The sequence below is a fragment of the Miniphocaeibacter halophilus genome (assembly GCF_016458825.1).
GTDB classification, from domain to species: Bacteria; Bacillota; Clostridia; order Tissierellales; family Peptoniphilaceae; genus Miniphocaeibacter; species Miniphocaeibacter halophilus.
The window spans coordinates 293,364-320,023 of record NZ_CP066744.1; the positions used below are offsets into that span (position 1 = coordinate 293,364).

The following is a 26,660-nucleotide window of genomic DNA, read 5'->3' on the forward strand; positions in this document are numbered from 1 at the left end:
CACTTCATAAGAAGCGGTATTTTAAAAATTATTTAATTAAATCCTCTAAAGTTTTCTCTAATGTATCAAATACAGACTTAGGTCCACCAGCTATATAAAGAGTGCCAATTGGTTTTTTGCTCTTAATAAATTCAGTTTGTGAATTTGTAATACTATTTTCAGCTGACAATAATATTGCTGCATTTTTTGTTTTAGCCAAGGAAGCTGCTGTTAAAGCATCTGCTGACTTGTAGCCATTTGCAATAATAATTGAATTAACATTTTCCAGTTTTTCCGCAATAGCAACTGAGGTTTCATAACGATTATCGCCATATGTTCTAGTACCAAGAGTTAAACCGGCATCAGTAACTGCTTTGTCTGATAGGGTCTTTGGTCCACCAACTATTTCTGCACTAGTAATATTTAAATCTTTTAAACCGGCTTTTACCTTATCTGTTGTAGCATTATTTCTACTTAAAATAATAGCTTGCTTTGATTGAGTAGCATAAGTTGATGCTGCTAAAGCATCGGCATCCTTATCATCTAAACCATTAGCAAAAATAACTGATTTATTATAGTTGTGGTTTTCAACTAATTTTTCTGCTATTTTTAAAGATGTTTCATACCTGTCAGTGCCATAAATTCTTTCAGTTTTTGTTGATGCAGAAGGTTTTATATTTGTAATAACCTTATCTGATACTGAATTTGGTCCACCAGCTATATATATTTTTGTAGCACCGGATTCTTCAATATAGCTAACAACATCTTGTGCAACAAAATCTTTTTCTACTAATAGTATTGGAGCATTTAACTCATTAGCTAAAGGTCCTGCTGCCAGTGCATCTGCTGAAACATATCCATTAGCAATAACAACTGCATCTGTTGTTGGATAGGATTCCTTTGCTATTTTTACTGCTGTAATAAATCTAGTAGAACCATATAGTCTTTCAACAGAAGAAGCTGTTTTTATTACAGTATATACGCCTTCATCCTCAGAGTTTAAAGCCTTAATATAAATTTGGTCATCATTAACAAAACCTGTTTTATGTTCTATTTCAAATTTACCATTTGATACTTTAGCTTCACTTAATTCAGTAAATTTCTTAGTGCTTGTATTATAAATATAAGCCTTTACAGAAGCACCTGTTGAAGTACCTGTAATTTTCTTATCACCTATATTTATTTCATCAGCCTTAACTTCTAATTTTGTTGTTTCAGAAGTAATTTTCACAGAATTCTCTGCAACTAAATTATTACTTTCTGCAGTAGCCTTAACAATAACACCACCACTTGTTAATATTCCAGTATTTTCTAATTTAACTGTAGCCTTACCATTTAAATCTGTCTTTACTGTTTTAGCTGCTAATTCCCTATTATCTACTGTATCCATTAATTTAATATTAACTTCCGTACTAGGTGTTGTATAAACGTTAAATTCTTCCACACCTCTATTATTACTGGAAATTCTAGGTGCATCTATTAAAACTTTATAATTTTCACTTTTTAATCCAAATTCAACTTTCGCTGTCTTTGTTAAAGCAATTTTATAAACAGATTTTGTTTTTGTACTATTGGATTTGTCTTTTTCAATAACAATTCCACCATTATCTCTTACAATTACTTCATAATCTTCAGGAATATTTGTAAAAGTAACAGTATAGTCTCCTTCTTTTATCTTAATTTCTTTATTTAAAACAAAATTTTCAATAGTTGAACTGATTTTTATTTTATTTTTAATTTCAGTAGGTGCTTTAAAATCTACTGTTATTTTTCTATTATCTGTAACTCTAGTCAAATATATTTCTACAGAAATATTATCTTTACTTGTATTAATAGTAGAACTTGTAGTTTTAACACCGTCAATTTTCATACTATCAAATTTAAAATCCACTGTATTATAACTTATAGGGTAATCTTTGCTTTTTGTTAAGTATATCTGTTCATCACCAAAAGCAAATTTTTTACCATTTATTTCTAAATCTGCATTACTTGGTGCTATTTGTTCATTATCAGCATATACTTTAATTTCTACAAGTGAAGTTGATTTGTTTCTAAAATTAAACATAATAAATATTTCTTCATTAGTATCCGGAACTTTAAATGAAGTTGATTTAACATTTTTATTATTTATGTCTATTGAATTTAAAACATATTTTTCGGTATTATATTCTACAGTGTATTCAGCCTTTTTTTCTAGTTCTTCTACATCATCTATATCTGTAGCAGTACTATTTCCGGATTTTTTTAATTTAAGTCCTAAATCTAAATAAGCAGTTCCACTGCCGCCCCCTTTTACACCATCAATTTTAACATTATGTTCATATTTTACTGTATTACTGCTTAAACTTGTATCTGCATAAGACAAATTTCCAGCAAAAATAGAAAATACCATTACAAATGACATTAAAATTCCAAAAATTCTTTTACTCTTGTTCATTATATCCCTCCTATATTTGATGATAACACAAATTACAACTTATATAAAATTACATAACTAAAAAAATACCTACAATATTATTATATTACAATTTGTTAAAAAAATAATTACAATATCCTTACGATTATATAAAAAAACTCCTGTAGTTTTCACTACAAGGAGTTTTTTAAGTTATATTATTTATCTCTACTATTTTCAACTAATGTTTCTAATGCAGTTTTTACTGCCGGTTTTACTGAGTTTACTCCACCTGCTATATAAGCTGTTTCAATATTTTTAATTGTGCCTATATAAGTGTTTTGGCTAGATGTAAAGTCAGTTTCTGTTGATAAAATAATAGCTGCATTTTTTGTAAATGCTAATGGTCCAGCTGTTAAGGCATCAGGTGATTTGTAACCATTTGCAACTACTACTGTTTTAACATTTGCTTGAGTTAATTTTTCAGCTATTGCTACTGATGTTTCAAATCTATTTACACCGGAGATTCTTCCTTCACTTGTATAAGTAAGAGCTGTTCCATTAATTATATTTTCAGCAACTGTTTGTGGTCCACCAATTATAGTAGCCTTTGTTGCCCCTATAGTTTTTAACCCAGCTTTAACTTCTGTAGTTAGTACACTTCCATTAGTTAATACTATTGGCATTTTCTTTTCTGTTGCATAAGTTGATGCTGCTAAGGCATCGGCATCTTTTGCATCTGTACCATTTGCTATAATTACTCCATTAGTATAACCTTTATCTTTTAATGTAGTAGCTACCTTAATGGAAGTTTCGTAACGGTCTTTACCATCAATTCTGCTAGTTGTTACGCCTTCTTTTACTGCTTGTAATTCTCTAACTAGATTTTCAGAAACGGAATTTCTTCCACCTACTACATATATTTTTTCTACACCATTATCTCTAATATAGTTTTTAACACCTTGAATTGCAGAGTTGTCCCTAACTAAAAGTATTGGAGCTTCTAATTCATTAGCTAAAGGTCCTGCTGCTAATGCATCTGCTGAAACTTCTCCATTTGCTATTATTACATTTTTCGCTGTTGGATAAGCTTCCTTAGCTATTTCTACTGCTGTTTCATAACGATCAGTACCTTCAAGTCTTGTTACTTTATCAGCTACCACTTTTGTTTTTAAAGTGATATCAAAATTTAATGCGGTCGCATCGTTTGGTACTGTAAATTTATTATCTGTTGCTGTTTCTCTATTATCTCCAGTTCCAAATTTAACCTCTTCAATATCATATTTACTTGATATTACTTCATATTCCAATTCATTAACTAATTTGTTAGTATCTGAAGGAAAATCTAATTCAGTTTCATTTCTTTTTAATTTTAAACCGTATTCTTTTAGTTTTGCTGCTGTAAGTTCTGTTGCTGTTGTTATCGGTTCTTTATCATCAACTTTCAAAGAAGTTACAGTAGTAGTTACAGTACCTACTGACTCTAAAACAATATCAAAAACTAATTTATTTCCAGTTTCTGGTGTAGTAAATGAAAGATCACTTTCAAGTTTTACACTTTCTTCACCATTTTTAATAGTTATTGATTTTATATTATACCCATCGTCTACAACAACTTTATATTTCTTTACTTTTTCCATAGTTTCCTCTGTATTAAAATCTACAGTATCTTCAGAGTTAATTTTTTTTAGTTGTAAACCATATACTTCAATTTGACTTTCCGTTAAATTTTCTTTTTCTTCATCATCCACTTTTAAAGAGTTTATTTCAGCTTTAAACTTAACTTCTTCAGGTTTAGGTTCTGCTGGAACATTCGTATCGTCATCTGAGTCACCTGTATTTTCTGCATCTTCTAAAACCGGTGTTGTTTCTTGTCCTTTTTGAGCGTCTTGATCTTGCACCGTAACAGAATCATTATTATCATTCTGAGCTTTTGATGTAGTTCCTACAAATATTGAAAAAACCATAACAAAAGCTAATAAAAAACTTGTTATTCTTTTTGTTCTTAACATAATTCCCTCCTTATACCTTTAAAATATATGATACCATAAAACGTACATTTTTTTTACTTTTTAAATTAAAATATTATACTTTAAAGATTATATATAAATATTTTTCTAATATATAAAATAAGTATAAAAAAACAGATTATGCTATCTCTTAATAAAAAAGATATAATAACCTGCTTTTTAATTCATAAACATAGCAATTACTATTACCATTTATTCAAAAATTGAATTTATTTGTCTCTACTATTTTCAACTAATGTTTCTAATGCAGTTTTTACTGCCGGTTTTACTGAGTTTACTCCACCTGCTATATAAGCTGTTTCAATATTTTTAATTGTGCCTATATAAGTATTTTGGCTAGATGTAAAGTCAGTTTCTGTTGATAAAATAATAGCTGCATTTTTTGTAAATGCTAATGGTCCAGCTGTTAAAGCATCAGGTGATTTGTAACCATTTGCAACTACAACTGTTTTAACATTTGCTTGAGTTAATTTTTCAGCTATTGCTATTGATGTTTCAAATCTATTTGCACCAGAGATTCTTCCTTCACTTGTATAAGTAAGAGCTGTTCCATTAATTATATTTTCAGCAACTGTTTGTGGTCCACCAATTATAGTAGCATTTGTTGCCCCTATAGTTTTTAAACCAGCTTTAACTTCTGTAGTTAATACACTTCCATTAGTTAATACTATTGGCATTTTGTTTTCTGTTGCATAAGTTGATGCTGCTAAGGCATCGGCATCTTTTGCATCTGTACCATTTGCTATAATTACTCCATTAGTATAACCTTTATCTTTTAATGTAGTAGCTACCTTAATAGAAGTTTCGTAACGGTCTTTACCATTAATTCTTTCAGATTTAATTTTTGTATCTATAGCTAATAGCTCTGCTAATAAATCTTTAGAAACTGAATTTGGTCCACCTACTACATATATTTTTTCTACACCATTATCTCTAATATAGTTTTTAACACCTTGAATTGCAGAGTTATTTCTAACTAAAAGTATTGGAGCTTCCAATTCATTTGCTAAAGGTCCTGCTGCTAATGCATCTGCTGAAACTTCTCCATTTGCTATTATTACATTTTTCGCTGTTGGATAAGCTTCTTTAGCTATTTCAACTGCTGTTTCATAACGATCAGTACCTTCAAGTCTTGTTACTTTATCAATTTCTTCATCTGATTTTAAAGTAATAGTCAAATAAACTCTATTTACTGTTGCTTTGAAAGAATAAGCATCATTTCCTTTATTTCTACTAGGATTAAAATCTATTTTTTCTATTTTATGCTTACTTGAGGATACTGTGTAAACATAATTTATAATATCTTTTTCTTCTGTAGAAGTAGTTCCCTTTACTGTAGTATTAGTACTAGTAACCAACTTATTATCATTCTCTGATACTTCATTTATAAATTTAAATCCATATTCAGACCAATCAGTTACATCTCTACCTTTTATTTCTTTACTACCTATTTTTATCTTTTCAATAACAACAACAGTTTCTATTTCTTTATTATCTGTTGCATTAGTTGTATCAGATGTTTCCGTAGTTGGTGCAGTAGTTGGTGCAGTAGTTGCTTCATCAGATGTTTCCGTAGTTGGTGCAGTAGTTGGTGCAGTAGTTGCTTCATCAGATGTTTCCGTAGTTGGTGCAGTAGCTGCTCCATCTGCACCAGATCCTGGCTCCTTATTATTTTCTGCTAGAGATTTTGTACCTGCATAAACTGATAATACTAAAACTAAAGCTAATAAAATACTTATTGTTTTTTTTGATTTTAACATAAATTCCTCCTTATTCCTTTATAATATATGATACCATAAAATAAATTTAAAAAAAGTTGTGAAAAATAAACAAAAAAATAGGTATTGTACAATACCTATTTAAAAATTATTTTGTTAAATTTAATATTTCTTTTGCTAAGTCGCTATTAATAGAGTCTGTTCCCCCAACTACATAAACCTCAAAGATATTATTTTTTATATTTTTAATATATTTTTCTGTTTCCTTGTTAATTTCTTTACCATCTACTAAAATAATTGGAGCATTTTTATTACCTGCCACTGAACTTGCTGTTAGAGCGTCAATATAATTAACTCCACTTGCTAGAACAAGATTGTTAATATTATTTAATTCCCTTGCAACTTCTATTGAAGTTTCATAACGATTTTCTCCAGCAATTCTTTCTTCTAAAACAATATTGGTATTATTTAATATATTATTAGAAACAGAGTTTTTTCCACCAACAATTATAGCGTCTTTAATATTAAAATCATTTAATTTGTTTACTACATTAACTTCTATAATATTACCATTTGTTAAAATTATAGGATATTTTTCTTGTATAGCTAAAGGACTTGCTGAAATTGCATCAGCTGCATTAACTCCATTTGCCAATATAATTTCATTTTTGTACTTATGGTCTTCAATTAAAACTTCTGCTACTTTCGCTGATGTTTCATAACGATTTTCTCCAGCTATTCTTTCTACTTCTAATTTGTAGTCATCACTAAGTTCTTCTTTTAAAGAATTTGCTACAGATTCTTTTCCACCTACAATATAAACCTTAGAAGCTTTTGTAGATTCAATATAGTCTGCCACTGGCCTAGAAATAGTTTTGCCATTTGTTAAAAGAATTGGAGCCTTTAATTCATTAGCAAGTGGACCTGCAGACAAGGCATCGGCTTCCTTAACTCCATTGACTAAAACAATATTTTCCGGATTTTTAAATATATTTTCTGCAATTTTAGCTGATGTTTCGTAACGGTCTTTTCCGGCAAATCTTTTTAAGCCAACTTCCTTTTCCCTTACTAGTTTAAATTCTAAATTCAAATCTGAATCTAAGGTAAATTTGTATTTTCCATTTTTTACTATTGAATTAAGACCATCTTCTACTTTATAGATATAAAAGCCTTCAGGTACATTAGTAAATTCTAAAATATGTTCACCTTTTTTTAAGTCAATTCTTTCACCTAATTTGTAGTCTTCACCGTCTAATTTTAATTTTATATTAAAATTATTATCTTCTAAAGTAGCTTTAAACTTCGAATACTTAATATTTTCAATAAAGTCTAAGTAAACAAATTCCGTTTCCTTGTCTGTGTTTAATTTTAAAATATTACTAGTGGAAACTACCTTGCCATCAATGGTAATGGATTTTAAAGTGTAGTTATCTTCATTATATTTTATTTCGTAATCCTTACCATTTTCTAAATACAGTATATTAATTCCCTTTTCATCTTTTAATTCTAAAGAATTAACTTCTAATTCCAGTTCTTCTGTTGGGGCTTTACCGTCTACTTTAGTAACAAATGCTGTTTCAATAAATTTTTCCTTAGCCTCTACATTATTAGTTACAAAAAATGCAAATACCAATGTAAAAACAAGAAAAAACGATATTCCTTTCTTTTTAATCATTTAAACACCTCCTAGCATTATTATATCCTATAATTTTTAATAATAACAGTAAGAAAATATATACAAAAAAAACTACTCTTTCGAGTAGTTTTTTTAGTTTATCTTATTTACTAACTAATAAGTCAGCAATTTGTTGTGCAATAGCATCTGTAACTGAATTAACACCACCAACGATGTGAATTTCAGTCATTCTATTATCATTTAGATATTTAACTAAAGCATCACCTAATACAGCTGGACTTTCTGTTAATAATACTGGAGCATTTTCAACAAATCCTAATTGACCTGCAGATAATGCGTCTGGATAATCTTTACCATTAACAACTATAGCTTGTCCGCCATGTGTAAAGTATTCTTCAGCAACTGCCATTGAAGTTAATTGTCTATTATTTCCAGATAATCTGTCGATATTAGAAATATTAATTTGTCCTAAAGCTTCTGATGAAACTGAGTTAGGTCCACCAACTACCATAACCTTGTTAATTTGGTAATAAGTATCAGCTAAAGCAGCTTTTACTGGAGATGGAACTGTATTAGTTTCTGTTAATAATATTGGTTGAGTATATATTGCTGATGGAACTGATGCAACTAAAGCATCTGGGAAATTGTATCCATTAGCTAACATTACTGTACCATTATATTGTTCATGAATACGATCTGTTGGGTCAGCGCCTGTACTTCCTTCGTTTCTTACAACATAATCAAGTACTTTTGCTGATGTAGCAAATCTGTCATTACCATAAACTCTTGTATAAGTTATTTTAGCAGCTTCTAATTGGTCTATTACTTTTGAACTTAAAGTATTTGGTCCACCAACTATTATAGCTTCTTTAGCTCCAACTTCTGCCATATAATCCATTGCAGATTTTGTTAAAGCATTAGTGTTTGATAATAATAATGGAGCATCTTCTATACCAACAATACCATTAGCAACTAATGAGTCAGCAAAGTTATAACCTGAAGCTATAACAACTTTTTTATTATCTGCTCCTTCTGGATAAGCTTTTTTAGCAACTTCTACTGAAGTTTCTAATCTGTCTGTACCAGATATTCTATTACCAAAAGCTGTTCCTGGTAATAATGTAACTTTTGCAGCTGTTGTTCCTCTAAAGTTAATGTCTCTAAAAGGAATTTCAACTGTTCTTGGAACAGTCCAGCCTTCAGCTTCTTCTACAACAACTTTGAAAGGTAGTTTTATTTCTGTATAAATTGGTCTACCACCTAAACCTGCTCCTGATAGGTATCTCATAATGTTTTCTAAATCTAAGTCTTTAAATTGAATAACACCATGAGCACCAGTTCTACCTTCAGCTATAGGTTTTTCATCATAAGATTCAGGTCCCCAAAGTTCTGTAGTATTAGGATATACTTTTACTAAAGCTCCTTCTACTGGTTCTTCTTTTGCATCTTTAACACCTGTTACAGTAACTTCTAAAGTTGTAGTGTATTTATCTTCTGATAATAAAGCGTAATTATCTTTATTTAAATCTGTAAATACATATATTTCATCACCACTATTTGGTCCACCTTTTCCAGCTATTTTAACAGGTGTTGGGTCATATACAATAGCTACAACTCTTTGCTTAACATCTTTACCATAGCCTGTTACATTAGGAGTTATTTTTTCTGTAACTCTGTCTCGCAATAGGCCTAATGATGGATATGATGTTTTAGGAGCTTTTCCACCATTTTCAGCTATAGTTTCATCAGAAACTAAATTAATTTGTCCATTACTATCAGTTTTATATTGTAATTTGAAGAAATAGTATAACCAATCTGGATCTAAAACTTGATCTGACCAATCTACAATGTAAGATTCAGTTTCTTTATCTAAAAGATATTTTCCATCTTGAGCCTTTACATTATAAACTTGTACATATTTGTTTGCTAAAGGTTTTTTATCCTTATTTACTAGTTGTATTAAGTAATCTCCACCTTTTAAGTTGACTACTGATGAATCTACAAAGTTAAAATGTATTATATTGTCTTCAAATACAGGTTTATCCATTCCATCAACCATAGTATAAGTTATTTTTATTGATGACATATCTACTTTTCCTGCTGCATCAGTTTTGAACTCGTACTTTGTTGGTGTTCCATCTACAACTTTTTCTCCAGCTTTTACTTCAAATACATAAGTAGTATCTGCCTTTAAATTTTCTCCTAGATGGTATTTACCTTTGTTTGCATCAGTATTATCCAAAGGGTTAAAATTAGATGTTATATCTATACCATCTTCAGTTATTTTTATCTTGTTTTTTAGCTCAGCAAGCTTACCATCTAACAAAGTATGAACTTCAACTTTGTCATAAAGTTTACCTGTTGCAAAAGCAGGAACTGCTGTAGCAAACACCATTACAAGAGCTAAAAGTAACGATAAAACTTTTTTGTTCTTTCTCATGATTATTAATCACTCCTCCTATATTTTTTCTCGCCTTTCCTTGTCAATCTTTGACAAATAAAGTAAGAACCCTCTATACTAAATAATTTAGTAACAAAATAAATTTATATTGTGCACCCATCGATACAATGGGCCAAGATAAACTAATTTAATGTCTACCGTAGCATCTATCGATCGATGTACTACGTAGTTTAATAAAATTTATTTCGTTTTCAAGGATTGTCAAGGTTCGGCTGTTGCTTTCTAGCAACTATATAATAGTAATTCTATTTTGAATTACTTATTACATTATATTATTATTATTCGCTAAAATCAAGTTTAAGCAAATAATTTAGCAATTTTTTTAATATAAATTGCTATTATTTTTATATATATGAAGTATTTTACCAAGTACAATTTCTTTTATATTTTATAATAAAATCCAAGTCCACACCATAAGGTGTAGTTTTAAGCCGTTCCACCACTATGTAATGTAGTTTCTCTTATTATGGAATAATTTGTTTTTTTATTAATATTTTACATTTATTAATAAATTTTAATAAAAAATTTATACGATATTATTTATTATTAAACAAATTATTTATAGTAAAGATAAATATACTTTCATATACTTAACAACTTCATTATGATACCTTAATTTTTCTATATTGTAAAGGATATTAGATTAATTTTATTTTATTTTCCTTTATATTATATTATATGCCCTATTATTAATTTTTTTAACATGAAAACATCTTTAATTTATATTTTATATTATTTATGTATTGACACTAATTATCAATTTATTCTATAATGTACTAATAGTTAATTTCAAAAGTTTTTCCTTCTTTATATATAAGGAATATATACTAGAATATTTGATATTATTCAGTAATATTTTTACATTTTTTATCATATTTAAGATATATTTTAAGGGATATTCCCAATGCTTTTTTACTGTATGACATTACTGAACACCTTGCTATTCTAAGATTTAGCTGTTTATTTTTCTAAAATTTTATTTTTTTAAAGTTTTTTCAAATTAATACAATTTTTTTATATAAACACTTATTTTTATTACTTATATATGATATATTATAATAGGCAGAGGAACTAATAATCGTTTTTAAGTTTAATTATTATTTATTGAAGGGGAAATTATGTCACTAAAATTAGTTGATACTAATATTTCACAGTTAGTTAGAGAGGTTTCTCGTAAAATGGATACAATTTTATTTCCAATTTCCGATGAATACAATTTAACTAATATGAAATATAAGGTATTGCAAGAAATTAACAAAAAAAACACTGCAAATATTGGAGAAATAGGTCAAGCTTTAGGTATTGCTGATGGTAATATTTCCAATATGTGCAAAAAATTAGAAAAAGAAGGTTATTTAAAAAGAACTAGAAGTATAGAAGATGAAAGAATTGTTACTGTTACTTTAACTGACAAGGGCATTGAAGCCGTCAAGAATGTTAAGGATGAACTTGAAAAAAAATATAAAAATTGCAAAGAGGACTTAACCGATGAGGAACTTGAGCAAATTATTTATAGTTTTGTAATTCTAAATAAACATTTAGACAATCTAGCTTCTTTTGAATAGAAAGGAGAATATATGAGTGATAATAATAAGTCCAAATTTCCAAAAGGATTTAAACCTAATTCTGTTACAATTCTTTTACTAGGACTTTTATTATGGGCTACAGTAATGTCTTTTGTTACACCGCTTTTTACTGGGCAAACCGTTACGGAAGTAAAATATAGCGATTTTTGGAAAATGCTACAAGCAGGTTCTGTTATTGAAGTAGAGTTAGATGATCCTTTAACTTTTACTGCAAAGGACTCTAAGGGTGTGGAGAAAAATTATAAGACTCCATACAATGCTTATATACAAGATGCAGATTTACAACCTGTTTTAAAGGAAAAAGAAGTAGGATATAAGGCAAGAACTTCGAATTTCTTTACTGAAACTTTACTTCCTAATATATTATCTATTGTCATAATGTTTGCACTTCTTTCCTTGCTTATGAGGAGTCTTACTAAGCGAATGGGAGGTAACTCAATGAGCTTTGGTAAGTCAAATGCAAAGGTGTATGTACAATCAAAACCGGGAAAGAGTTTTAAAGACGTAGCGGGACAAGATGAAGCTAAAGAGGACTTGTCCGAAATTGTAGATTTTCTACATGATCCAAAGAAATATAGCGAAATAGGAGCTGTTTTACCAAAGGGAGTACTTTTAGTTGGACCTCCTGGTACAGGAAAAACCCTACTAGCTCAAGCTGTTGCAGGTGAAGCCAATGTACCGTTTTTCTCAATGTCAGGTTCTGAATTTGTTGAGTTATTTGTTGGTATGGGTGCTTCAAAAGTTAGAGATTTATTTAAACAAGCAAAGGAAAAAGCTCCTTGTATTGTTTTTATAGATGAAATAGATGCTATAGGTAAAAAAAGAGATTCCCATGGTCTTAGTGGTAATGACGAAAGGGAACAAACATTAAACCAGCTTTTAAATGAAATGGATGGTTTTGAAGGAAATACGGGAGTTGTTATTTTAGGAGCTACTAATAGGCCTGAAATTTTAGACCCGGCACTTACAAGACCTGGTCGTTTTGACAGAAGAATTCCTGTTGAACTACCTGATTTAGCTGGAAGGGAAGCTATTTTAAAAGTTCATGCTAAGAAAATTAAAATACACCCTCATGTAGATTTTAAATCTATTGCTTTAATGACTGCAGGAGCCTCCGGTGCTCAATTAGCTAATATTATTAACGAAGCTGCTTTAAGGGCTGTTAAGTTTAATAGAAAGTTAGTTGCACAAGAAGATCTACAAGAATCTGTTGAAGTAGTTATTGCAGGTCAGCAAAAAAAAGGGATGGTTATTTCTCCAAGAGAGAAGGAACTTATTGCTTATCACGAAGTTGGTCACGCTTTAGTTGCAGCAATGCAAACTCATTCTGCACCAGTTACAAAAATTACGATTATTCCGAGAACATCAGGCGCATTAGGTTATACTATGCAGGTTGATGAGGAGGAAAAGTTCCTTATGAGTAAAGATGACATCTTCACAAAAATTGTTACCTATACAGGTGGTAGAACTGCCGAAGAATTAATTTTCAACACTAAAACAACAGGCGCTGCAAATGATATTGAAATGGCAACTAGACTTGCTAGAGCTATGATTACTCAATATGGTATGACAGACGAGTTCGGTATGGTAGCTTTAGATACTCGACAATCGATGTATCTTGATGGTAGCACTACAAGTAGTGCATCACCTGAAAAAGCTGCTGAAATCGACAATATGATTGAAAAAATCATGAAAGACGCACAGGCAAAAGCTAGAAAGATTTTAACTGAAAATATTGATAAACTTCATGAAATTTCAAGATTTTTAATAGAAAAAGAAACCATTACTGGTGACGAATTTATGAATATCTTGGATTTAAAAGATGAAGAAGAGATAAATACTAAGGTAAGTGAAAATACAAGTGAAAATAATACCGAAAATCTAGATGAAAATATAAAAGATAATGATTCAAAAGATGATTTTAATTTAGATGATTGGGAAAACTTAGACGTTTAATAAAAAAAGGAAAGGCAAAAAAAATAAGCCTTTCCTTTTTATTATGTAACCTTCCCCTTTACTTATATTAAACCATATACTGTATATTTTGCAAATATATTTGTAGTATATATTATACTTGTTTTAATTTATTCCAATTTTTTTGACCACTTTTTAATATATTTGCTTCCTTTTCATTTCTTACTAAATACTTTGTTATTTCTCTTCTTTTTGTATGACCGTTTAGGTTTTCATCTACTATAATTATTGGGTTTGTGCCTTTAAAATCATATTCGCCGGAAGCTACAACTAGATATTGGGTTTTTTCACTGCTGTTAAAATATTCCATTACTATATTCCAAGATTTTTTTAATTCTTTAGTCCATTTTATTGGCTTTACTATTTTAAAAACTCCTGTCATATTATAAATATTGGGAATTTCCTTTTGATTAAAACTATTTTCTTTAAAGCCGTTTAATTTATTTTTCTTAATTATATTGGGATAATCTTTAAATGCTAGATTCATATCTAAGCCATTGCCTGCTTTTCCTATACCTGCAAATTCTCCCTTGTTTGAATATTGCCAAATTCCGGTGTTACTATCTACATAGGGTGATTTTTTATTTGTACTGTATGTCCAATGAGCTACCCATTTGTCAAATTCTTTTAGGCTTCTTCCCTTGTATTTATAGGAATAGTCAAATTCCTTACTAAACCATGAACCCATTGTGTAAAGTCCTGTATAAAAACCCTCTTCTTCTAATTTGTCCATAAAGGCTATGGCAATTTCCGTTTTAATTTTTCTACTTAAACCTGCTTGTGAAGGGTCTTCAAAATCCAACCAAATCGGATATTCAAATTCTTTCCCTTTAATGTTGTTAAGAAGGTTTTTCACTTCGTTTAACGCTCCTGTAACCGTCTTAGAATACAAATACCAGTAAGCACCTACTGGCATCTTGTATTTTTTACATTCTTCATAAATAGCATTAAATTTACCGTCTAGCGGTGTTACCCCACTACCGGCTTTTATTATTACAAAATCCAGTCCACTATCCTTTGCTTTTTTAATATCGGACATATTATTCCAATTAGACAAGTCCACTCCTATTTTATTCATTTTCTACCTCCTATTTATATATTTAGGAAGTTATTGTTTTTTACTAAATAAAAAAGAAGTGAATATAAAATTCACTCCATTTATTATTGATAATCTTCTCCAATTAGGTAACTGTAAAAGGCTTTGTTACAATATATTGTTCTTTGTTCAATTTCAAAGTCGTTGTTTTCCGTAAGTTCCGCTTTTACTTTTTCTTTATTTTCCACTGTAGAAAAGGAATGTATTTCATAGATTCCATTTTTTACTATATTGTCGACTATTTCCACATATTCTTCTTTATTCATTTTTCCATTTGTTGTTGAGTATAGTGGTTGCCACCAAGATTCATATAGCAATCCCTTTCCTTCTTCGTTACCTTCATTTTTCTTTGCATATTTTCCTATTATATTATTAAATTTTTCCATTTCTTCATTTGAAAGAAATTCTATTGCTAAATCATATTCAACAGCATGGACAAAATAATCTTCTCCGTCCTGCACCACTTCATAGGTTGGAGTAGCTTCCGGAACCGGTCCCCATTCCAGTAAGTATTTATAGACTGAAATTTTTGGTTCTAATTGAATTCTTGCCTGTATTCCTTCACTTCTTAACAGTCCAACTAGTTGATGGGCATGTTTTATGTCTGAATGACCATATACTATTGTTTTGTCTTTTATAAAGTTAGAATTGTTCTCTGATGACTTTAAATTATAACCTGTAACTGTTCCATTTTTTACTGCTTTATATCCTACTTCTTCTAATTTTTCATCAGAAAATAATAAAAAGGATTCCCATGTATTATTTATTTTAGCGCCAATGTCTGTATCGTAAATACTTCCTATGTAGTTTCTTCCTACTCCTGTACTATTTAGTACTCTTGTTATTATATATGCAAAATTATCTGTACTTAATTTATTTTCTTTGTATATTTTTTTAACTACTTCGTTATTTACAATACCTAAATCCATTGCACAGACAAGGTAATTTTCCTTACTGCTATTTACATCAATTTTATAGTCGTTTTTTAGTTTTTCTTTTATTTTGTCCTTGTTATATGTAAGAGCTAATTCATCATATTGTGCATTTTTTATTGACGCTTCTATTAGTTTGTCCGGTGAGTAATTTCCTTCAATTTTTATTGCTTCTTCTCCGAATATTGTTTCAAAGGTCTTATTGATTTCTTTTACATCTAATGTTGTTCTTTCTTCTAAATCCAAATTATAATATTCTTGTAAATACGAATAATCGGATTCTTCCATTATTAATTTTCCGCTTGTTATGTTTTCTTCTTTGTTACACGATGTTAATGTAAATGATAATAGTAGTATTAATATTATTTTATTCCTAAACTTTTTCATTACACACCCTCCTTTTAACCATTTTATCACATTCTAAACATTATTTTATTTAATATATTAGTAGATTTATTTGTTTCTAATATATTAAGCAAAATAATTTGTAATTTAAGCTTTTACTTTATAAAATATAGTAAAGGAGGATATTTTATGTCAGACAATAACGATAAAAAGAACCTGTTAGCTATGCTTTTAGCCCTTGTTTTTATGATAATTATAGGAGTAATTATATCTAAGTTCCTATAAATAAAAAAAGATATTACAGGTAGGTAATATCTTCTAGATCTTCTTTAATATTTTTTTATAAGCAAGTAATAAGACTGTCGAAATAATAAGTAAGAAGCTATAATTTTTAACTGTAGTTAATAGATTTGTATAATTTAATATTATAATTTCACCACGAAAGTTCATAATAAAAACAGTCGTAAAAGTAATTACAGTTGCTATTGTAATTAAAACTCCGGCCACAATATTTACCTTGTATATTGATGCATAAAACACAATAGTGCTGGCAAGTAAAAAATATATTGCAAAAAATTTAAAAAAACTTCCTAAAGCTACGTCTAAATTAAAGAAATCTCTTACTAATAATTCTAAGGATGTTATTAAAACTGCAAATATAATCGATAATATTAATATTAGAAATACTGTTGTTTTAAAGATTTCCCTTCTTGAATAACCTACTAAGATTGGGGTTTGTATATTTATAATTGTAGATATGCCAATTGTTAATATTGCAAGTATGACTCCAACTTTTAACAACACCAATAATTTAAATACAAAATTATCATTAAAAATATCTGAAAGATTATTATAGTTCATTTTTGCTTCATCTACTATATTTAAAAATACAAATATTAAAATTCCTATTACTAAGGGTGGTAATATACTTTTTAAAACATATTTCGATAATTTTTTATAATTGTTCATTTTTCACCTCTGAAGTTTATTTTATTTAAAACTTCTTAATTTCTTTAAATGGATAAATCCTTAAAAACGCAATTCCAACTATTGAATCTTTTTTTATTGGGCCAAAAGTCCTACTGTCATTACTGTAATCCCTATTGTCCCCTAATACAAAAACTTCGTCTTTTCCTATTTCCCAATGTTTTTCATCTTTATAACCGGTTATTCCTTTAGTCATAGTGTAATTTTCTACAAGTTCATTCCCATTAACAAAAACTCTATTATTTTTTATTTCTACTGTATCCCCTTCTACAGCTATAACTCTTTTAATAAAATCCTTCTTTTTATTATTTGGACTATGAAATTGGATAATATCACCAGGTTCTAGGTCACCTAAAAGAAATCCAATTCTATTTACCAATATAAAGTCATTTGTTTTTAATGTTGGCTCCATACTAATACCATCGACTATTGTTGTACTACCAATAAATTTAATAATTAACAAGGCAATAATAAGAGCTAGAACAACTGTTGATATTATTTCCTTAAAGACTTGCTTAAAACTTACTTTCCTCTTTTTCATTTTTTCTCCTGTGTTAGATTTTAATTTTTAATAATTATCTATTATTACTTTACTACCTAGTGTTCCAATTAATAGTAAGGGTAAGGAAAATATTAAATTATTTACTAAAGTTTCCGTTTCAGGTATAAAATTATAAAACCCCCAGACATATACCACTAAAACTCCTACTATTACTCCACCAAGTATATAGTTCTTTTTAAAGGAGTAGCTTATAAAACCTGCTAGTGAATATATAAGTAAAAATTGTAAAAAATAGTCTATAAAATATTTGTAGAACTCCGATTTACCGATTTGAGTAAATAACATTCCCGTAACTTTTATATTAACTCCAAGAACACCCAGTAGGGTTATAAATAAGCTATAAACTATTCCAAGTAAGACCATTATCTTAATATTATTTGTAAAAATGGTTCTTCTTGTTTGTCCTGTTAATATTTGTAAGTCTATATTAATGGCAAAGTCTATGGCATATATTACTGTAAAAATGTTTACTAGGGATTTTATTATTTCATCCCATTCTAAAAAAGTGCTTTTTATTCTTATAGAATCCCTTACAATATTTATTTTAGAAAGAGCAAATAATATAAGTAGGACTAAAAGAAAGGATGAAAAGTCCCATAAATATTCCCTTCTTTTAGTTTTGAAAAACCTAGCTGAATTATTCATTTTAAAATCTCCTTAAAACTTCTTTATATCCTATTAATGATACAAGGGAAAAGACTAGGTAAAAAATATGTTCTTTAAGCAATACATCTCTTCCTGATAACATATTTTCTACTGCTGTATCAATATCAATTAAACCTACAAATTTTAATGGTAGTAAGCCAAATATTAATACTATAAATCCTAATACTATATTTTTCTTAAAGGAAATAGCAATAAAACTTGCAGTTAAGGTTAAAAACAACAATTGTAAAAAAATTTCTACAAAGCTATTAAAAAATATATTTAAATCCATACTATGATATATAAGATTTCCATCGTCAAATTTAAAACCAAAGGAGGATATGGTCGCTATTATTAAACAGCCAATTAACAGCATTATTAGTATCATAACTATATTGACATTAAATATACTTTTTCTACTATAACCTGTTATTAAATGTAATTTTACCGATACTACATATTCTATTGCCAGTCCAACGGTTATAAATAAAATATAAATTTTTAACAGTGGAAGTGACCCTCCAATTGCTATTTTTATAACTTCTTTATTTAACCCTATTTTTATATCTCCAATAAAAAACATTATTGAGCTAAATACTACAGTTGTTATTACTGCTATTATTGAAATAATCAACAAATATTTAAAATATTCCTTTGTTTGTCTTTTTAATAAACTTTCCATTTCAATACTCCTTAGTTAGTGTGAACAATTAAATTCTGTAATGTTATATTTTCAATTGTTATATTACTTTCTTCTATTTTCTCTAATTCTTCTTTTGTAAAGTTGTCATAGATATAATATTTTTCCATGCCACCAAATTTTTCAACATCTATTATATTCTTATCTTTTAAAATTACTAACTTCTCCGGTGAACCCATAAATGATTTTGCATTTTTGTTAATATTTTCTACTGAATCAAATATTTTTACACTTTTATCGGCTAAAAATATTACATCTTCAAAATAATTTGCCGCCTCATCTATTATATGGGTGGAAATTATTACTATTCTTGGATTAAGTTCTAAGTCCTCCATTAAGACCTGGTAGAAGGCATACCTTGTTTTTGCATCCAATCCTGATGTTGGCTCATCAAATATTGTAATTTTCCCTCTTGTTGTTAAGCCAATTACTAAATTTACCAGGTTCTTTTCACCTTTTGAAAGTTTTTTGTATTTAGATTTTAAATTTATATTAAATTTTTCTACAAGATAAGTATTAAATTCCTGGTCCCAGTTTTTATATAAGGTTGAAAGGATTTTAAAAAGTTTTTTAATTTTATATTCTGTATAAAAGGCCTCTCCAAACATATCTTCTGAAATATAAACTATGTCTTCAACAACTGACTGATTTTCCAATACAGTCTGATTATTAAATTTAATTTCACCTGTATAGCCTATTTTAAAATTGGATATTGACTGTAGTAAGGTTGTTTTTCCCACTCCATTATTTCCTATTAGTCCATATACTTTACTGTCTTCCATTTTTAAATTTATATTTTTAAGAACCTCTTTTTGTCCGTATTTTTTGCTGTAATCTACTATTTCTAACATTAGTTTTCAACCTCCATTTGTTTTATTAATTCAATTAATTTGTCTTTATCTATGTCTAACCTTTTTGCCTCTCTTATTAATTCAGGTACTAAATTGTCTAAAAATTCCCTTTGTCTTTTTTCTATTATTATTTCCCTTGCTTTTTCTGTTACAAACATTCCTAAACCCCTTTTTTTATACAATACTCCTTCATCAACCAGTATTGTTAAACCCTTTCTTGCTGTTGCAGGGTTAATATTGTACATTTTTGAGAATTCATTTGTTGATGGTGCTTGATCTTCTGTTTTTAAATTTCCCGATATTATTTCATTTTCTACCATGTCCACTATTTGTAAAAATATAGGTCTGTCAGAAGTCATATCCATATAACCACCCCCCTTAATTGGTTAGTTAGTTGAGTAACTAAGTAAATAATACATGAATTTGTTTTCTATGTCAATAGTTTTAAATTATTATTTTGGACAATAAAAAATCTCCCATATTTTTATATGAGAGATTTGTAAATATTTTTATTAACTTATCTTCTACAATTTCCACCTTGTCCGCTTGGAACATTTCCACAAGAACCATCTTGTAACCTTTGTCCACTGCCTCCACCACTGTTACCATGATGTCCATAGTTGTTGTTTTGGCTGTTATTTCTTGGTGTAGGGTTTTGATTATTGTTTTGTTGTGGATTATTTCTATTTACATTACCTTGTGGTGCATTGTTTTGGTTAGCATTGTTACCAGTAGTTACATTTGCATTTTGAGCATTAACATTTGCATTTTGTCTATTGTCTTGAACATTTGAATTTTCTGTGTTTTGTTTTTGTTCTCTTGTATTGTTTGTAGGATTAGTTTGGTTTCTTCCAGGGTTGTTATTTTCAATTCTTCCTGTACCGTCTTGTAATCTTTGTCCAGTTCCTAAACCATTACCTCTACCTTTTTTATTTAACATGCCAATACCTAAGCCGTAGTTTCCACATAATTTTCTATAACCTAGATTTTCACCATCGCAAAGATCTTTATTTTTTTCCATGTTAGTTATTATTCTGTCAGCTTCTTCTCTGTCTAAATAGCCGTTATCTACTCTTTCATTAATAAAGTTCTTTTTTATTGTAAACATTTCTTCTTTGTATTCTTCTAGAACACCAAATTCTTCTGCTATTTGTCCATAGGTTTTTCCGGTAGTAGTTCTTATTTCTATTATTTCTTCTAATGGTTTATTAGTAATATTTGAAAGAATGTCCGGATGGGAAACCCTATTGTTTTCTACTGCTAACGATGTTGTTCCAACTCCTAATACCAATACTAAAGCCAGCATTAATATTAATTTTTTACTTATTTTCTTCATTTTTTATTCCCCCTTATGTCTTTGTTTAAATACATTATATAAAGACATAATGTCATTTATGTGTCATTTTAATATTTTTTCGTAATTAAATATAAAACAAGTTCCTTTTTTATATTGGGACTCTACTGTTAATTGACTTGAATGTTTTTCTGCTATTTCCTTTGCAATTGACAGTCCTAAGCCTGTTCCTTTTATATTTTTCTCGGAATTATCCTTATAAAATCTATTAAAAACAAGCTTTAAATCCTTCTCTTTTATTCCTACTCCATTGTCACAAATTAAGATTTTATTTTTTTCACCTTTTATTTCTATTTGGGAGTTTTCTTTGGAAAATTTTATTGCATTGTCTATTATTATTAAAAACATTTGTCTTAATCTTCCATAGTCTCCATTAATTACTATGTTAGGAATATTTTCTTGAATTATTTTTATGTTTTTTCCCAGTGCTAATTTTCTACTACTTCTTATAATATCGTCAATTAAATCCGTTAAATATATTTCCGATATTTCTATTGAAAAATCCGGTGATTCTAATTTTGTTAAGTCAAGTAAATCTCCTACTAGCCTTTGTAGGGAGTTTACTTCTCCCAGCACTTGAGAATTATATTCTTGTAATTCCTCTACTGTTGGATTTTCCTTTATATTGAAATTTTCCAAGGTGCTTTTCATTACAGTTATTGGAGTTTTTAATTCATGAGCAATTTGTGCCAAGAAATTTTTCCTATCATTTTCTAATTTTATAATATCCTCTGCTTCTTTTAAAAGAATTGGTCCTGTAAAAACCTTTGATAGATATATGGATAGGAGTATTGCTATTAAAAGTCCAATTCCTAGTGATATAAGCAATGCTTTTGTCCCTTGTTTTACTGCGTCCTCTATTCCTGTTACCGGTGAGTGAAGAAGTACGACCTGGTTGTTGTCACTATTATTTGCTAATATAGGAACACCAACGGTAATTGTTTGCTCCCCTAAAATATCTGAAAAGACCTCACTTACTTCTACTTTACCTGATAAGGCTTCTTTAATTATTTTTTCTGCATTTTCCGGTAAGTTTATTTCTGTGTCATATATATTTTCTTCTACTAGGTTATCTTCTTCATTGTTTTCTGTATTCCTTCTATTCATTCTTCCTGTACCGTTAGCATTTTCGTGGGAATGGGTATTATTATGCATTTGGGAGTGGGATGTTATTACATTTAAGTTTTCATCTACTACCCAAGCATCTGCACCGGCAATTGAATTTATAGACTTTAAATACATACCATAGCCACCCATTTGACCTTTCCCTAAGTCTAGGGTGCTAATATTTTCAGCTATGGTTTCCGCTCTTTCTATTAATAAGTTTTCCTGTAATTCTATTGTTTGATTTTTATATATTCCAAAGAAAATAAATCCAATTATTAATGAAAATATAAGCAGTACTATACCAAAATATAAACTAAGTCTTTTTGCTGATACATTATTTTTCATTTTTTTCTTCAAATTTGTACCCTACTCCTCTTATAGTTTCAATATCCCAACTAGGATGGTCATACTTATTTAGCTTTGCTCTTAGCCTTTTAATATGACTGTCTATAGTTCTAGTATCGCCATAATAATCATAGCCCCAAAGGGAGTCTAAAAGATTATTCCTACTAAATACCTTGTTTTTATTACTTGCTAATGTCCAAAGAATTTCCGTTTCCTTTTTTGTTAAGGGAATAACTTCTCCATTTAATTTTACTATATAGGAGTCTAAATCCATATACAGATTATCATATTCCAATATTTGACTTTTATCTTCTTCAAAGGAAATTCTTCTAATTATGGCTTTTATTCTGGCAAGTATTTCCTCTAGGGAAAAAGGCTTTACTATATAGTCATCGGCTCCTATTTCTAAGCCCATTATTCTTTCAAAGTCCTCTCCTCTTGCCGTTACCATTATTACTGGCACCATGGAGGTTTTTCGAATTTCTCTACAAACTTCAAACCCATCTTTTTTTGGCATCATTATATCCAGTAATATTAAGTCCGGATTTTCTTCTTCAAATACCTTTAAGGTTTCCTCTCCATCATAGGCGGATATAGTTTCAAAGCCGGCTTTTTCTAAATAACTTGCTAGATTTTCATTTATTTTTTTATTATCATCTGAAATTAAAATTTTCATTACAATCTCCTCTAAAAACTCTACTATATTACTTATACCTGTTTTCTATGTCTTTTAAATGTTTTATTTGTTATTTATTTGTTTTTGTTTAGTGACTAAACAATATTGACTTATTGGTAAAAAAAGACTATACTCTTTTATTAGGGAGGAATATTTATGTTGTGTGAAGTTATAAGTAAATATTTTAATAATTTAGATTCTTATTTAAATGATGAAAAATCACCAAGGGATTATGGTTCAGGGCAACTATTATACCAATCTGAGATTAACTTCATAAATGCAATATATAATAATCCTGAATCAAATGCAATGGAGTTATCAAAAAAGTTAAATATAACTAGAGGCGCTGTTACACAATACGGAAACAAGTTAGAAGAAAAAGGTATTGTTTCAAGATATTTAAAAGAAGGAAATAAGAAGGAAAAATATTATAAATTAACGGATTTAGGTTATAAGGTAGTTTCAGGTTATATCCAATACCATAAAAATGCCAATAAGGAAATTTGTAATTATCTTTCCAGTTTAACACCGGAAGAAATTTCTATAATTACAGAGTTTTTAGATAGAATATCTGATTTACCTGTTACGAAATGTAATTTCGATTCTGGTAAATGTTATTTTGATAATGAATTACTAAAGGAGGTAATTTAATGTTAGAACTAAAAAACATTGGTTATAATGCCACTAATGAAGATGGTTCTATTAAGGAAATATTAAAAAATGTTAATCTAACTGTAGATACTGACAGTTTTGTTGTTATAACAGGTCCAAATGGTAGTGGAAAATCCACCTTAGCTAAAATTATTATGGGTTTAGAAAAACCTACTACAGGACAAATTTTTCTTGATGGTAAAGATATAACCAATTTAAATATAACTGATAGAGCAAATACAGGTGTTGGCTTTGCTTTTCAACAACCTGTTAGATTTAAAGGTTTAACCGTAAGGGATCTTTTAAGATTTGCTTCCGGTAAAAACCTAAGTACCCATGAAGCTTGTGATTATTTATCTCAAGTAGGCTTATGTGCCATTAATTATGTAAACCGAGAATTAAATGATAGTCTTTCTGGTGGAGAAATGAAAAGAATTGAAATTGCTATGCTAATGGCAAGACAGGTTAAACTTTCAATTTTTGATGAGCCGGAAGCAGGAATAGATTTGTGGAGCTTTAATAATTTAATAGAAGTTTTTAAAAAGTTAAAAGAAACTACTAAAGGCTCTATTATGATTATTTCCCATCAAGAAAGAATTCTTGATATTGCTGACAAGGTTGTTGTTCTTGCAAATGGAACAATTACTGCTGAAGGTAGAAAAGATGAAATTTTACCTAGCCTATTAAGCACACAAGATATTTGTGAATTATATGTAAAGGAGGTTTAATATGAACGAAGTTAGAGAGCATATGTTAAATACTGTTGCAGATATGTCTGGTGAACCTACTGGTGCATATAATATAAGAGTAAACGGAAAAAGCGAAGGCAGAGCCAGTACTAAAAATATTCAAATAGAAAGCAGAGAAGATGGAAAGGGAATTAATATTTATGTAAAACCCGGAACAAAAAATGAATTTGCCCATATTCCTGTTGTTATTGACAATAGTGGACTAGTTGACATGGTTTACAACGATTTCTATATTGGTGACAACTGTGATATACAAATTGTTGCAGGTTGCGGTATTCACAATGACGGTACCCATTTAACACAACATGACGGAATTCATACTTTTCATGTAGGCAAGAATTCTAAAGTTAAATATGTTGAAAAACACTATGGTGAAGGCGGTGGCAGTGGTGAAAATGTTCTAAACCCCGTAACTATTATTCACCTAGATGAGGGAAGTAACTTAGAAATGGAATCTGTTCAAATAGAAGGAGTTAATTCTACTAAAAGGGTTACAGAAGCTACTATTGCAGATGACGCTTCCTTAACAATAAAAGAAATAATAATGACCAGCGGTACCCAATCAGCTACTACCGATTTTACAGTCGATTTAAACGGTGAAAATTCAAGTGTAGCACTTTCTTCCCGTTCTGTAGCGAAAGATAATTCAAAACAGTATTTCTATTCTGTTATTAATGGAAATAACGCATGTACAGGACATTCTGAATGTGATGCTATAATAATGGACAATGCTATGGTTAAAGCTGTTCCTGACGTTACTGCAAACCACGTTGATGCTTCCCTTATTCATGAAGCTGCTATAGGTAAAATAGCCGGTGCACAAATAAATAAATTATTAACTCTTGGAATGACAGAAGAAGAAGCTGAACAAGAAATAGTAAATGGTTTCTTAAGATAATAGAAAATAAAAAGAATTGAACTGAACCCCAAAATCCAAACAAGGATTTTGGGGTTTTAAATATCAAAATAGATATAATATACATCTCATATATTGGTTAATTGTTTTCGTCATTAGCAGGCTACGTTTGCCAAATCATAGATTTGGACTTCGCTGCATCTGACCTACCTACAATTTGTTTCACAAATTGGGTTAGGTCATCAATATCCAATCATCGTATCGGCTATTACTCTAGTTTTTTCTATATTATTTTCTTTAAGCTTATCTTTTATACTTTGAACCATACCCATTGTTCCGGAAATATAATAATAAGGTTCATTTCCATACTTTTCTATTATTCTATCTATTTCTTTACTTGTTTCTACTCTATTTTCTGTTGTATGTAGAATAAGTCTATTATTTTTTTCGGAAATTTCTTTAAGGTCATCTAAGTACATGTAATAATTTTTTGAAGAATACACCAATTCCATCATATTGCCTATTTCATCTTCTAAAGATTTTAACAATCCTCTAACAGGAGTTATACCAATTCCACCGGCTACTAAAACCATTGGACACATTTCTTCCTTTTTAACAAACATTCCCATAGGTCCTTCAATTGTTATTATATCTCCCGGTTTCTTTGATAGTAATTCCCTTTTAAAGTTACTAATATTTTCCCCTGTTCTTGTTCCTAACATAATAAAACCTTCTTCCGGTGCCGAAGCTATGGATAAGGTTCTTTTATCTTTTCCATTTATTTTACTTTCCGGCATTTTTACAATAACAAACTGTCCGGCTTTCCAGCTAAATTCATCTAAAGGTTTTAATTTTATTGAATAATAATCCTCATTTGTATTTTCTATTGAAATAATTTCAGCTTTAATTCTTTTCATAATTTCCCCCTTGCTTATGATTTTAATAGTAATTATATCACAATTTATTTTACTAATTAGTATAAAGCTATGTTTTTATTATATAATATATTCTAAAACCAACTCTAT

Annotated in this window: 22 protein-coding genes; 5 read left to right on the top strand and 17 right to left on the bottom strand. The window is 29.1% G+C overall.

What is annotated here, in order from left to right; genetic code table 11:
• Positions 1–28 precede the first annotated feature (28 nt).
• From JFY71_RS01395 to JFY71_RS01415, 5 genes are all read right to left on the bottom strand, one after another.
• Complete coding sequence (locus JFY71_RS01395) at positions 29–2,416, bottom strand: cell wall-binding repeat-containing protein (protein WP_243661267.1); 2,388 nt, start codon at positions 2,414–2,416, stop codon at positions 29–31.
• 176 nt (positions 2,417–2,592) lie between these two features.
• Positions 2,593–4,386, bottom strand: coding sequence for a cell wall-binding repeat-containing protein (locus JFY71_RS01400; RefSeq protein WP_243661268.1), 1,794 nt, complete (start codon positions 4,384–4,386; stop codon positions 2,593–2,595).
• Between the two features lie 227 nt (positions 4,387–4,613).
• Complete coding sequence (locus tag JFY71_RS01405) at positions 4,614–6,164, bottom strand: cell wall-binding repeat-containing protein (protein WP_243661269.1); 1,551 nt, start codon at positions 6,162–6,164, stop codon at positions 4,614–4,616.
• A gap of 106 nt (positions 6,165–6,270) precedes the next feature.
• Positions 6,271–7,797: a cell wall-binding repeat-containing protein gene (locus JFY71_RS01410; RefSeq protein ID WP_243661270.1), complete on the bottom strand. Its 1,527-nt coding sequence runs from the start codon at positions 7,795–7,797 to the stop codon at positions 6,271–6,273.
• 103 nt (positions 7,798–7,900) lie between these two features.
• A complete protein-coding gene (locus tag JFY71_RS01415) occupies positions 7,901–10,198 on the bottom strand; it encodes a cell wall-binding repeat-containing protein (RefSeq protein ID WP_243661271.1) in 2,298 nt (765 codons plus the stop codon).
• A gap of 1,139 nt (positions 10,199–11,337) precedes the next feature.
• Here JFY71_RS01415 and JFY71_RS01420 point away from each other — a divergent pair.
• Both JFY71_RS01420 and ftsH read left to right on the top strand, forming a co-directional pair.
• Positions 11,338–11,784 (top strand): MarR family winged helix-turn-helix transcriptional regulator, encoded by a 447-nt coding sequence (locus tag JFY71_RS01420; protein WP_243661272.1) that lies wholly within the window; start codon positions 11,338–11,340, stop codon positions 11,782–11,784.
• A gap of 12 nt (positions 11,785–11,796) precedes the next feature.
• On the top strand, positions 11,797–13,761 hold the full coding sequence (gene ftsH / locus JFY71_RS01425; protein WP_243661273.1) for an ATP-dependent zinc metalloprotease FtsH: 1,965 nt from the start codon (positions 11,797–11,799) through the stop codon (positions 13,759–13,761).
• Positions 13,762–13,873: 112 nt separating this feature from the next.
• Here ftsH and JFY71_RS01430 read toward each other — a convergent pair whose 3' ends face one another.
• The 11 genes from JFY71_RS01430 to JFY71_RS01480 all read right to left on the bottom strand — a co-directional run bounded on the left by JFY71_RS01430 (position 13,874) and on the right by JFY71_RS01480 (position 23,379).
• A complete protein-coding gene (locus JFY71_RS01430) occupies positions 13,874–14,857 on the bottom strand; it encodes a GH25 family lysozyme (RefSeq protein ID WP_243661274.1) in 984 nt (327 codons plus the stop codon).
• Between the two features lie 83 nt (positions 14,858–14,940).
• A complete protein-coding gene (locus JFY71_RS01435) occupies positions 14,941–16,194 on the bottom strand; it encodes a hypothetical protein (protein ID WP_243661275.1) in 1,254 nt (417 codons plus the stop codon).
• Between the two features lie 276 nt (positions 16,195–16,470).
• Positions 16,471–17,121: a hypothetical protein gene (locus tag JFY71_RS01440; RefSeq protein WP_243661276.1), complete on the bottom strand. Its 651-nt coding sequence runs from the start codon at positions 17,119–17,121 to the stop codon at positions 16,471–16,473.
• 25 nt (positions 17,122–17,146) lie between these two features.
• The gene (gene lepB, locus JFY71_RS01445) at positions 17,147–17,680 is read right to left on the bottom strand and encodes a signal peptidase I (RefSeq protein WP_243661277.1); all 534 of its coding nucleotides are present in this window, start codon (positions 17,678–17,680) and stop codon (positions 17,147–17,149) included.
• A gap of 27 nt (positions 17,681–17,707) precedes the next feature.
• Positions 17,708–18,346, bottom strand: coding sequence for a hypothetical protein (locus JFY71_RS01450; RefSeq protein WP_243661278.1), 639 nt, complete (start codon positions 18,344–18,346; stop codon positions 17,708–17,710).
• Between the two features lies 1 nt (position 18,347).
• Positions 18,348–19,028 carry a hypothetical protein gene (locus tag JFY71_RS01455; protein ID WP_243661279.1) on the bottom strand — a complete coding sequence of 227 codons (681 nt, stop codon included), beginning with the start codon at positions 19,026–19,028 and terminating at the stop codon, positions 18,348–18,350.
• Positions 19,029–19,039: 11 nt separating this feature from the next.
• The gene (locus tag JFY71_RS01460) at positions 19,040–19,897 is read right to left on the bottom strand and encodes an ATP-binding cassette domain-containing protein (RefSeq protein WP_243661280.1); all 858 of its coding nucleotides are present in this window, start codon (positions 19,895–19,897) and stop codon (positions 19,040–19,042) included.
• The gene (locus JFY71_RS01465; RefSeq protein ID WP_243661281.1) at positions 19,897–20,262 is read right to left on the bottom strand and encodes a GntR family transcriptional regulator; all 366 of its coding nucleotides are present in this window, start codon (positions 20,260–20,262) and stop codon (positions 19,897–19,899) included. Before JFY71_RS01465 ends, JFY71_RS01460 begins: the two co-directional genes overlap by 1 nt.
• Before the next feature lie 152 nt (positions 20,263–20,414).
• Positions 20,415–21,233, bottom strand: coding sequence for a DUF2680 domain-containing protein (locus JFY71_RS01470; RefSeq protein ID WP_243661282.1), 819 nt, complete (start codon positions 21,231–21,233; stop codon positions 20,415–20,417).
• Positions 21,234–21,296: 63 nt separating this feature from the next.
• A complete protein-coding gene (locus JFY71_RS01475; protein WP_243661283.1) occupies positions 21,297–22,703 on the bottom strand; it encodes a sensor histidine kinase in 1,407 nt (468 codons plus the stop codon).
• Complete coding sequence (locus JFY71_RS01480; protein WP_243661284.1) at positions 22,693–23,379, bottom strand: response regulator transcription factor; 687 nt, start codon at positions 23,377–23,379, stop codon at positions 22,693–22,695. Before JFY71_RS01480 ends, JFY71_RS01475 begins: the two co-directional genes overlap by 11 nt.
• Positions 23,380–23,535: 156 nt before the next feature.
• On the opposite strand from JFY71_RS01480, the gene JFY71_RS01485 reads away from it, so the two are divergent.
• From JFY71_RS01485 to JFY71_RS01495, 3 genes are read left to right on the top strand one after another with little or no spacing between them, the layout of a single operon-like run.
• Entirely contained in the window at positions 23,536–24,030 is a 495-nt protein-coding gene (locus JFY71_RS01485; protein WP_243661285.1) for a MarR family transcriptional regulator, read from the top strand.
• The gene (locus JFY71_RS01490) at positions 24,030–24,758 is read left to right on the top strand and encodes an ABC transporter ATP-binding protein (RefSeq protein ID WP_243661286.1); all 729 of its coding nucleotides are present in this window, start codon (positions 24,030–24,032) and stop codon (positions 24,756–24,758) included. The genes JFY71_RS01485 and JFY71_RS01490 overlap by 1 nt, the downstream gene beginning before the upstream one ends.
• A gap of 1 nt (position 24,759) precedes the next feature.
• On the top strand, positions 24,760–25,677 hold the full coding sequence (locus JFY71_RS01495; protein WP_243661287.1) for a SufB/SufD family protein: 918 nt from the start codon (positions 24,760–24,762) through the stop codon (positions 25,675–25,677).
• Positions 25,678–25,877: 200 nt separating this feature from the next.
• Here JFY71_RS01495 and JFY71_RS01500 read toward each other — a convergent pair whose 3' ends face one another.
• Complete coding sequence (locus JFY71_RS01500) at positions 25,878–26,552, bottom strand: FAD-dependent oxidoreductase (protein ID WP_243661288.1); 675 nt, start codon at positions 26,550–26,552, stop codon at positions 25,878–25,880.
• Positions 26,553–26,660 lie beyond the last annotated feature (108 nt).

Coding starts and splice junctions, on each gene's coding strand:
- JFY71_RS01500 (WP_243661288.1), bottom strand. CDS start 26,552: ATGAAAAGAATTAAAGCTGAAATTATTTCAATAGAAAATACAAATGAG.
- JFY71_RS01440 (WP_243661276.1), bottom strand. CDS start 17,121: ATGAACAATTATAAAAAATTATCGAAATATGTTTTAAAAAGTATATTA.
- ftsH (WP_243661273.1), top strand. CDS start 11,797: ATGAGTGATAATAATAAGTCCAAATTTCCAAAAGGATTTAAACCTAAT.
- JFY71_RS01410 (WP_243661270.1), bottom strand. CDS start 7,797: ATGATTAAAAAGAAAGGAATATCGTTTTTTCTTGTTTTTACATTGGTA.
- JFY71_RS01430 (WP_243661274.1), bottom strand. CDS start 14,857: ATGAATAAAATAGGAGTGGACTTGTCTAATTGGAATAATATGTCCGAT.
- JFY71_RS01465 (WP_243661281.1), bottom strand. CDS start 20,262: ATGGATATGACTTCTGACAGACCTATATTTTTACAAATAGTGGACATG.
- JFY71_RS01460 (WP_243661280.1), bottom strand. CDS start 19,897: ATGTTAGAAATAGTAGATTACAGCAAAAAATACGGACAAAAAGAGGTT.
- JFY71_RS01480 (WP_243661284.1), bottom strand. CDS start 23,379: ATGAAAATTTTAATTTCAGATGATAATAAAAAAATAAATGAAAATCTA.
- JFY71_RS01400 (WP_243661268.1), bottom strand. CDS start 4,386: ATGTTAAGAACAAAAAGAATAACAAGTTTTTTATTAGCTTTTGTTATG.
- JFY71_RS01395 (WP_243661267.1), bottom strand. CDS start 2,416: ATGAACAAGAGTAAAAGAATTTTTGGAATTTTAATGTCATTTGTAATG.
- JFY71_RS01475 (WP_243661283.1), bottom strand. CDS start 22,703: ATGAAAAATAATGTATCAGCAAAAAGACTTAGTTTATATTTTGGTATA.
- JFY71_RS01495 (WP_243661287.1), top strand. CDS start 24,760: ATGAACGAAGTTAGAGAGCATATGTTAAATACTGTTGCAGATATGTCT.
- JFY71_RS01420 (WP_243661272.1), top strand. CDS start 11,338: ATGTCACTAAAATTAGTTGATACTAATATTTCACAGTTAGTTAGAGAG.
- lepB (WP_243661277.1), bottom strand. CDS start 17,680: ATGAAAAAGAGGAAAGTAAGTTTTAAGCAAGTCTTTAAGGAAATAATA.
- JFY71_RS01470 (WP_243661282.1), bottom strand. CDS start 21,233: ATGAAGAAAATAAGTAAAAAATTAATATTAATGCTGGCTTTAGTATTG.
- JFY71_RS01485 (WP_243661285.1), top strand. CDS start 23,536: ATGTTGTGTGAAGTTATAAGTAAATATTTTAATAATTTAGATTCTTAT.
- JFY71_RS01455 (WP_243661279.1), bottom strand. CDS start 19,028: ATGGAAAGTTTATTAAAAAGACAAACAAAGGAATATTTTAAATATTTG.
- JFY71_RS01490 (WP_243661286.1), top strand. CDS start 24,030: ATGTTAGAACTAAAAAACATTGGTTATAATGCCACTAATGAAGATGGT.
- JFY71_RS01435 (WP_243661275.1), bottom strand. CDS start 16,194: ATGAAAAAGTTTAGGAATAAAATAATATTAATACTACTATTATCATTT.
- JFY71_RS01415 (WP_243661271.1), bottom strand. CDS start 10,198: ATGAGAAAGAACAAAAAAGTTTTATCGTTACTTTTAGCTCTTGTAATG.
- JFY71_RS01450 (WP_243661278.1), bottom strand. CDS start 18,346: ATGAATAATTCAGCTAGGTTTTTCAAAACTAAAAGAAGGGAATATTTA.
- JFY71_RS01405 (WP_243661269.1), bottom strand. CDS start 6,164: ATGTTAAAATCAAAAAAAACAATAAGTATTTTATTAGCTTTAGTTTTA.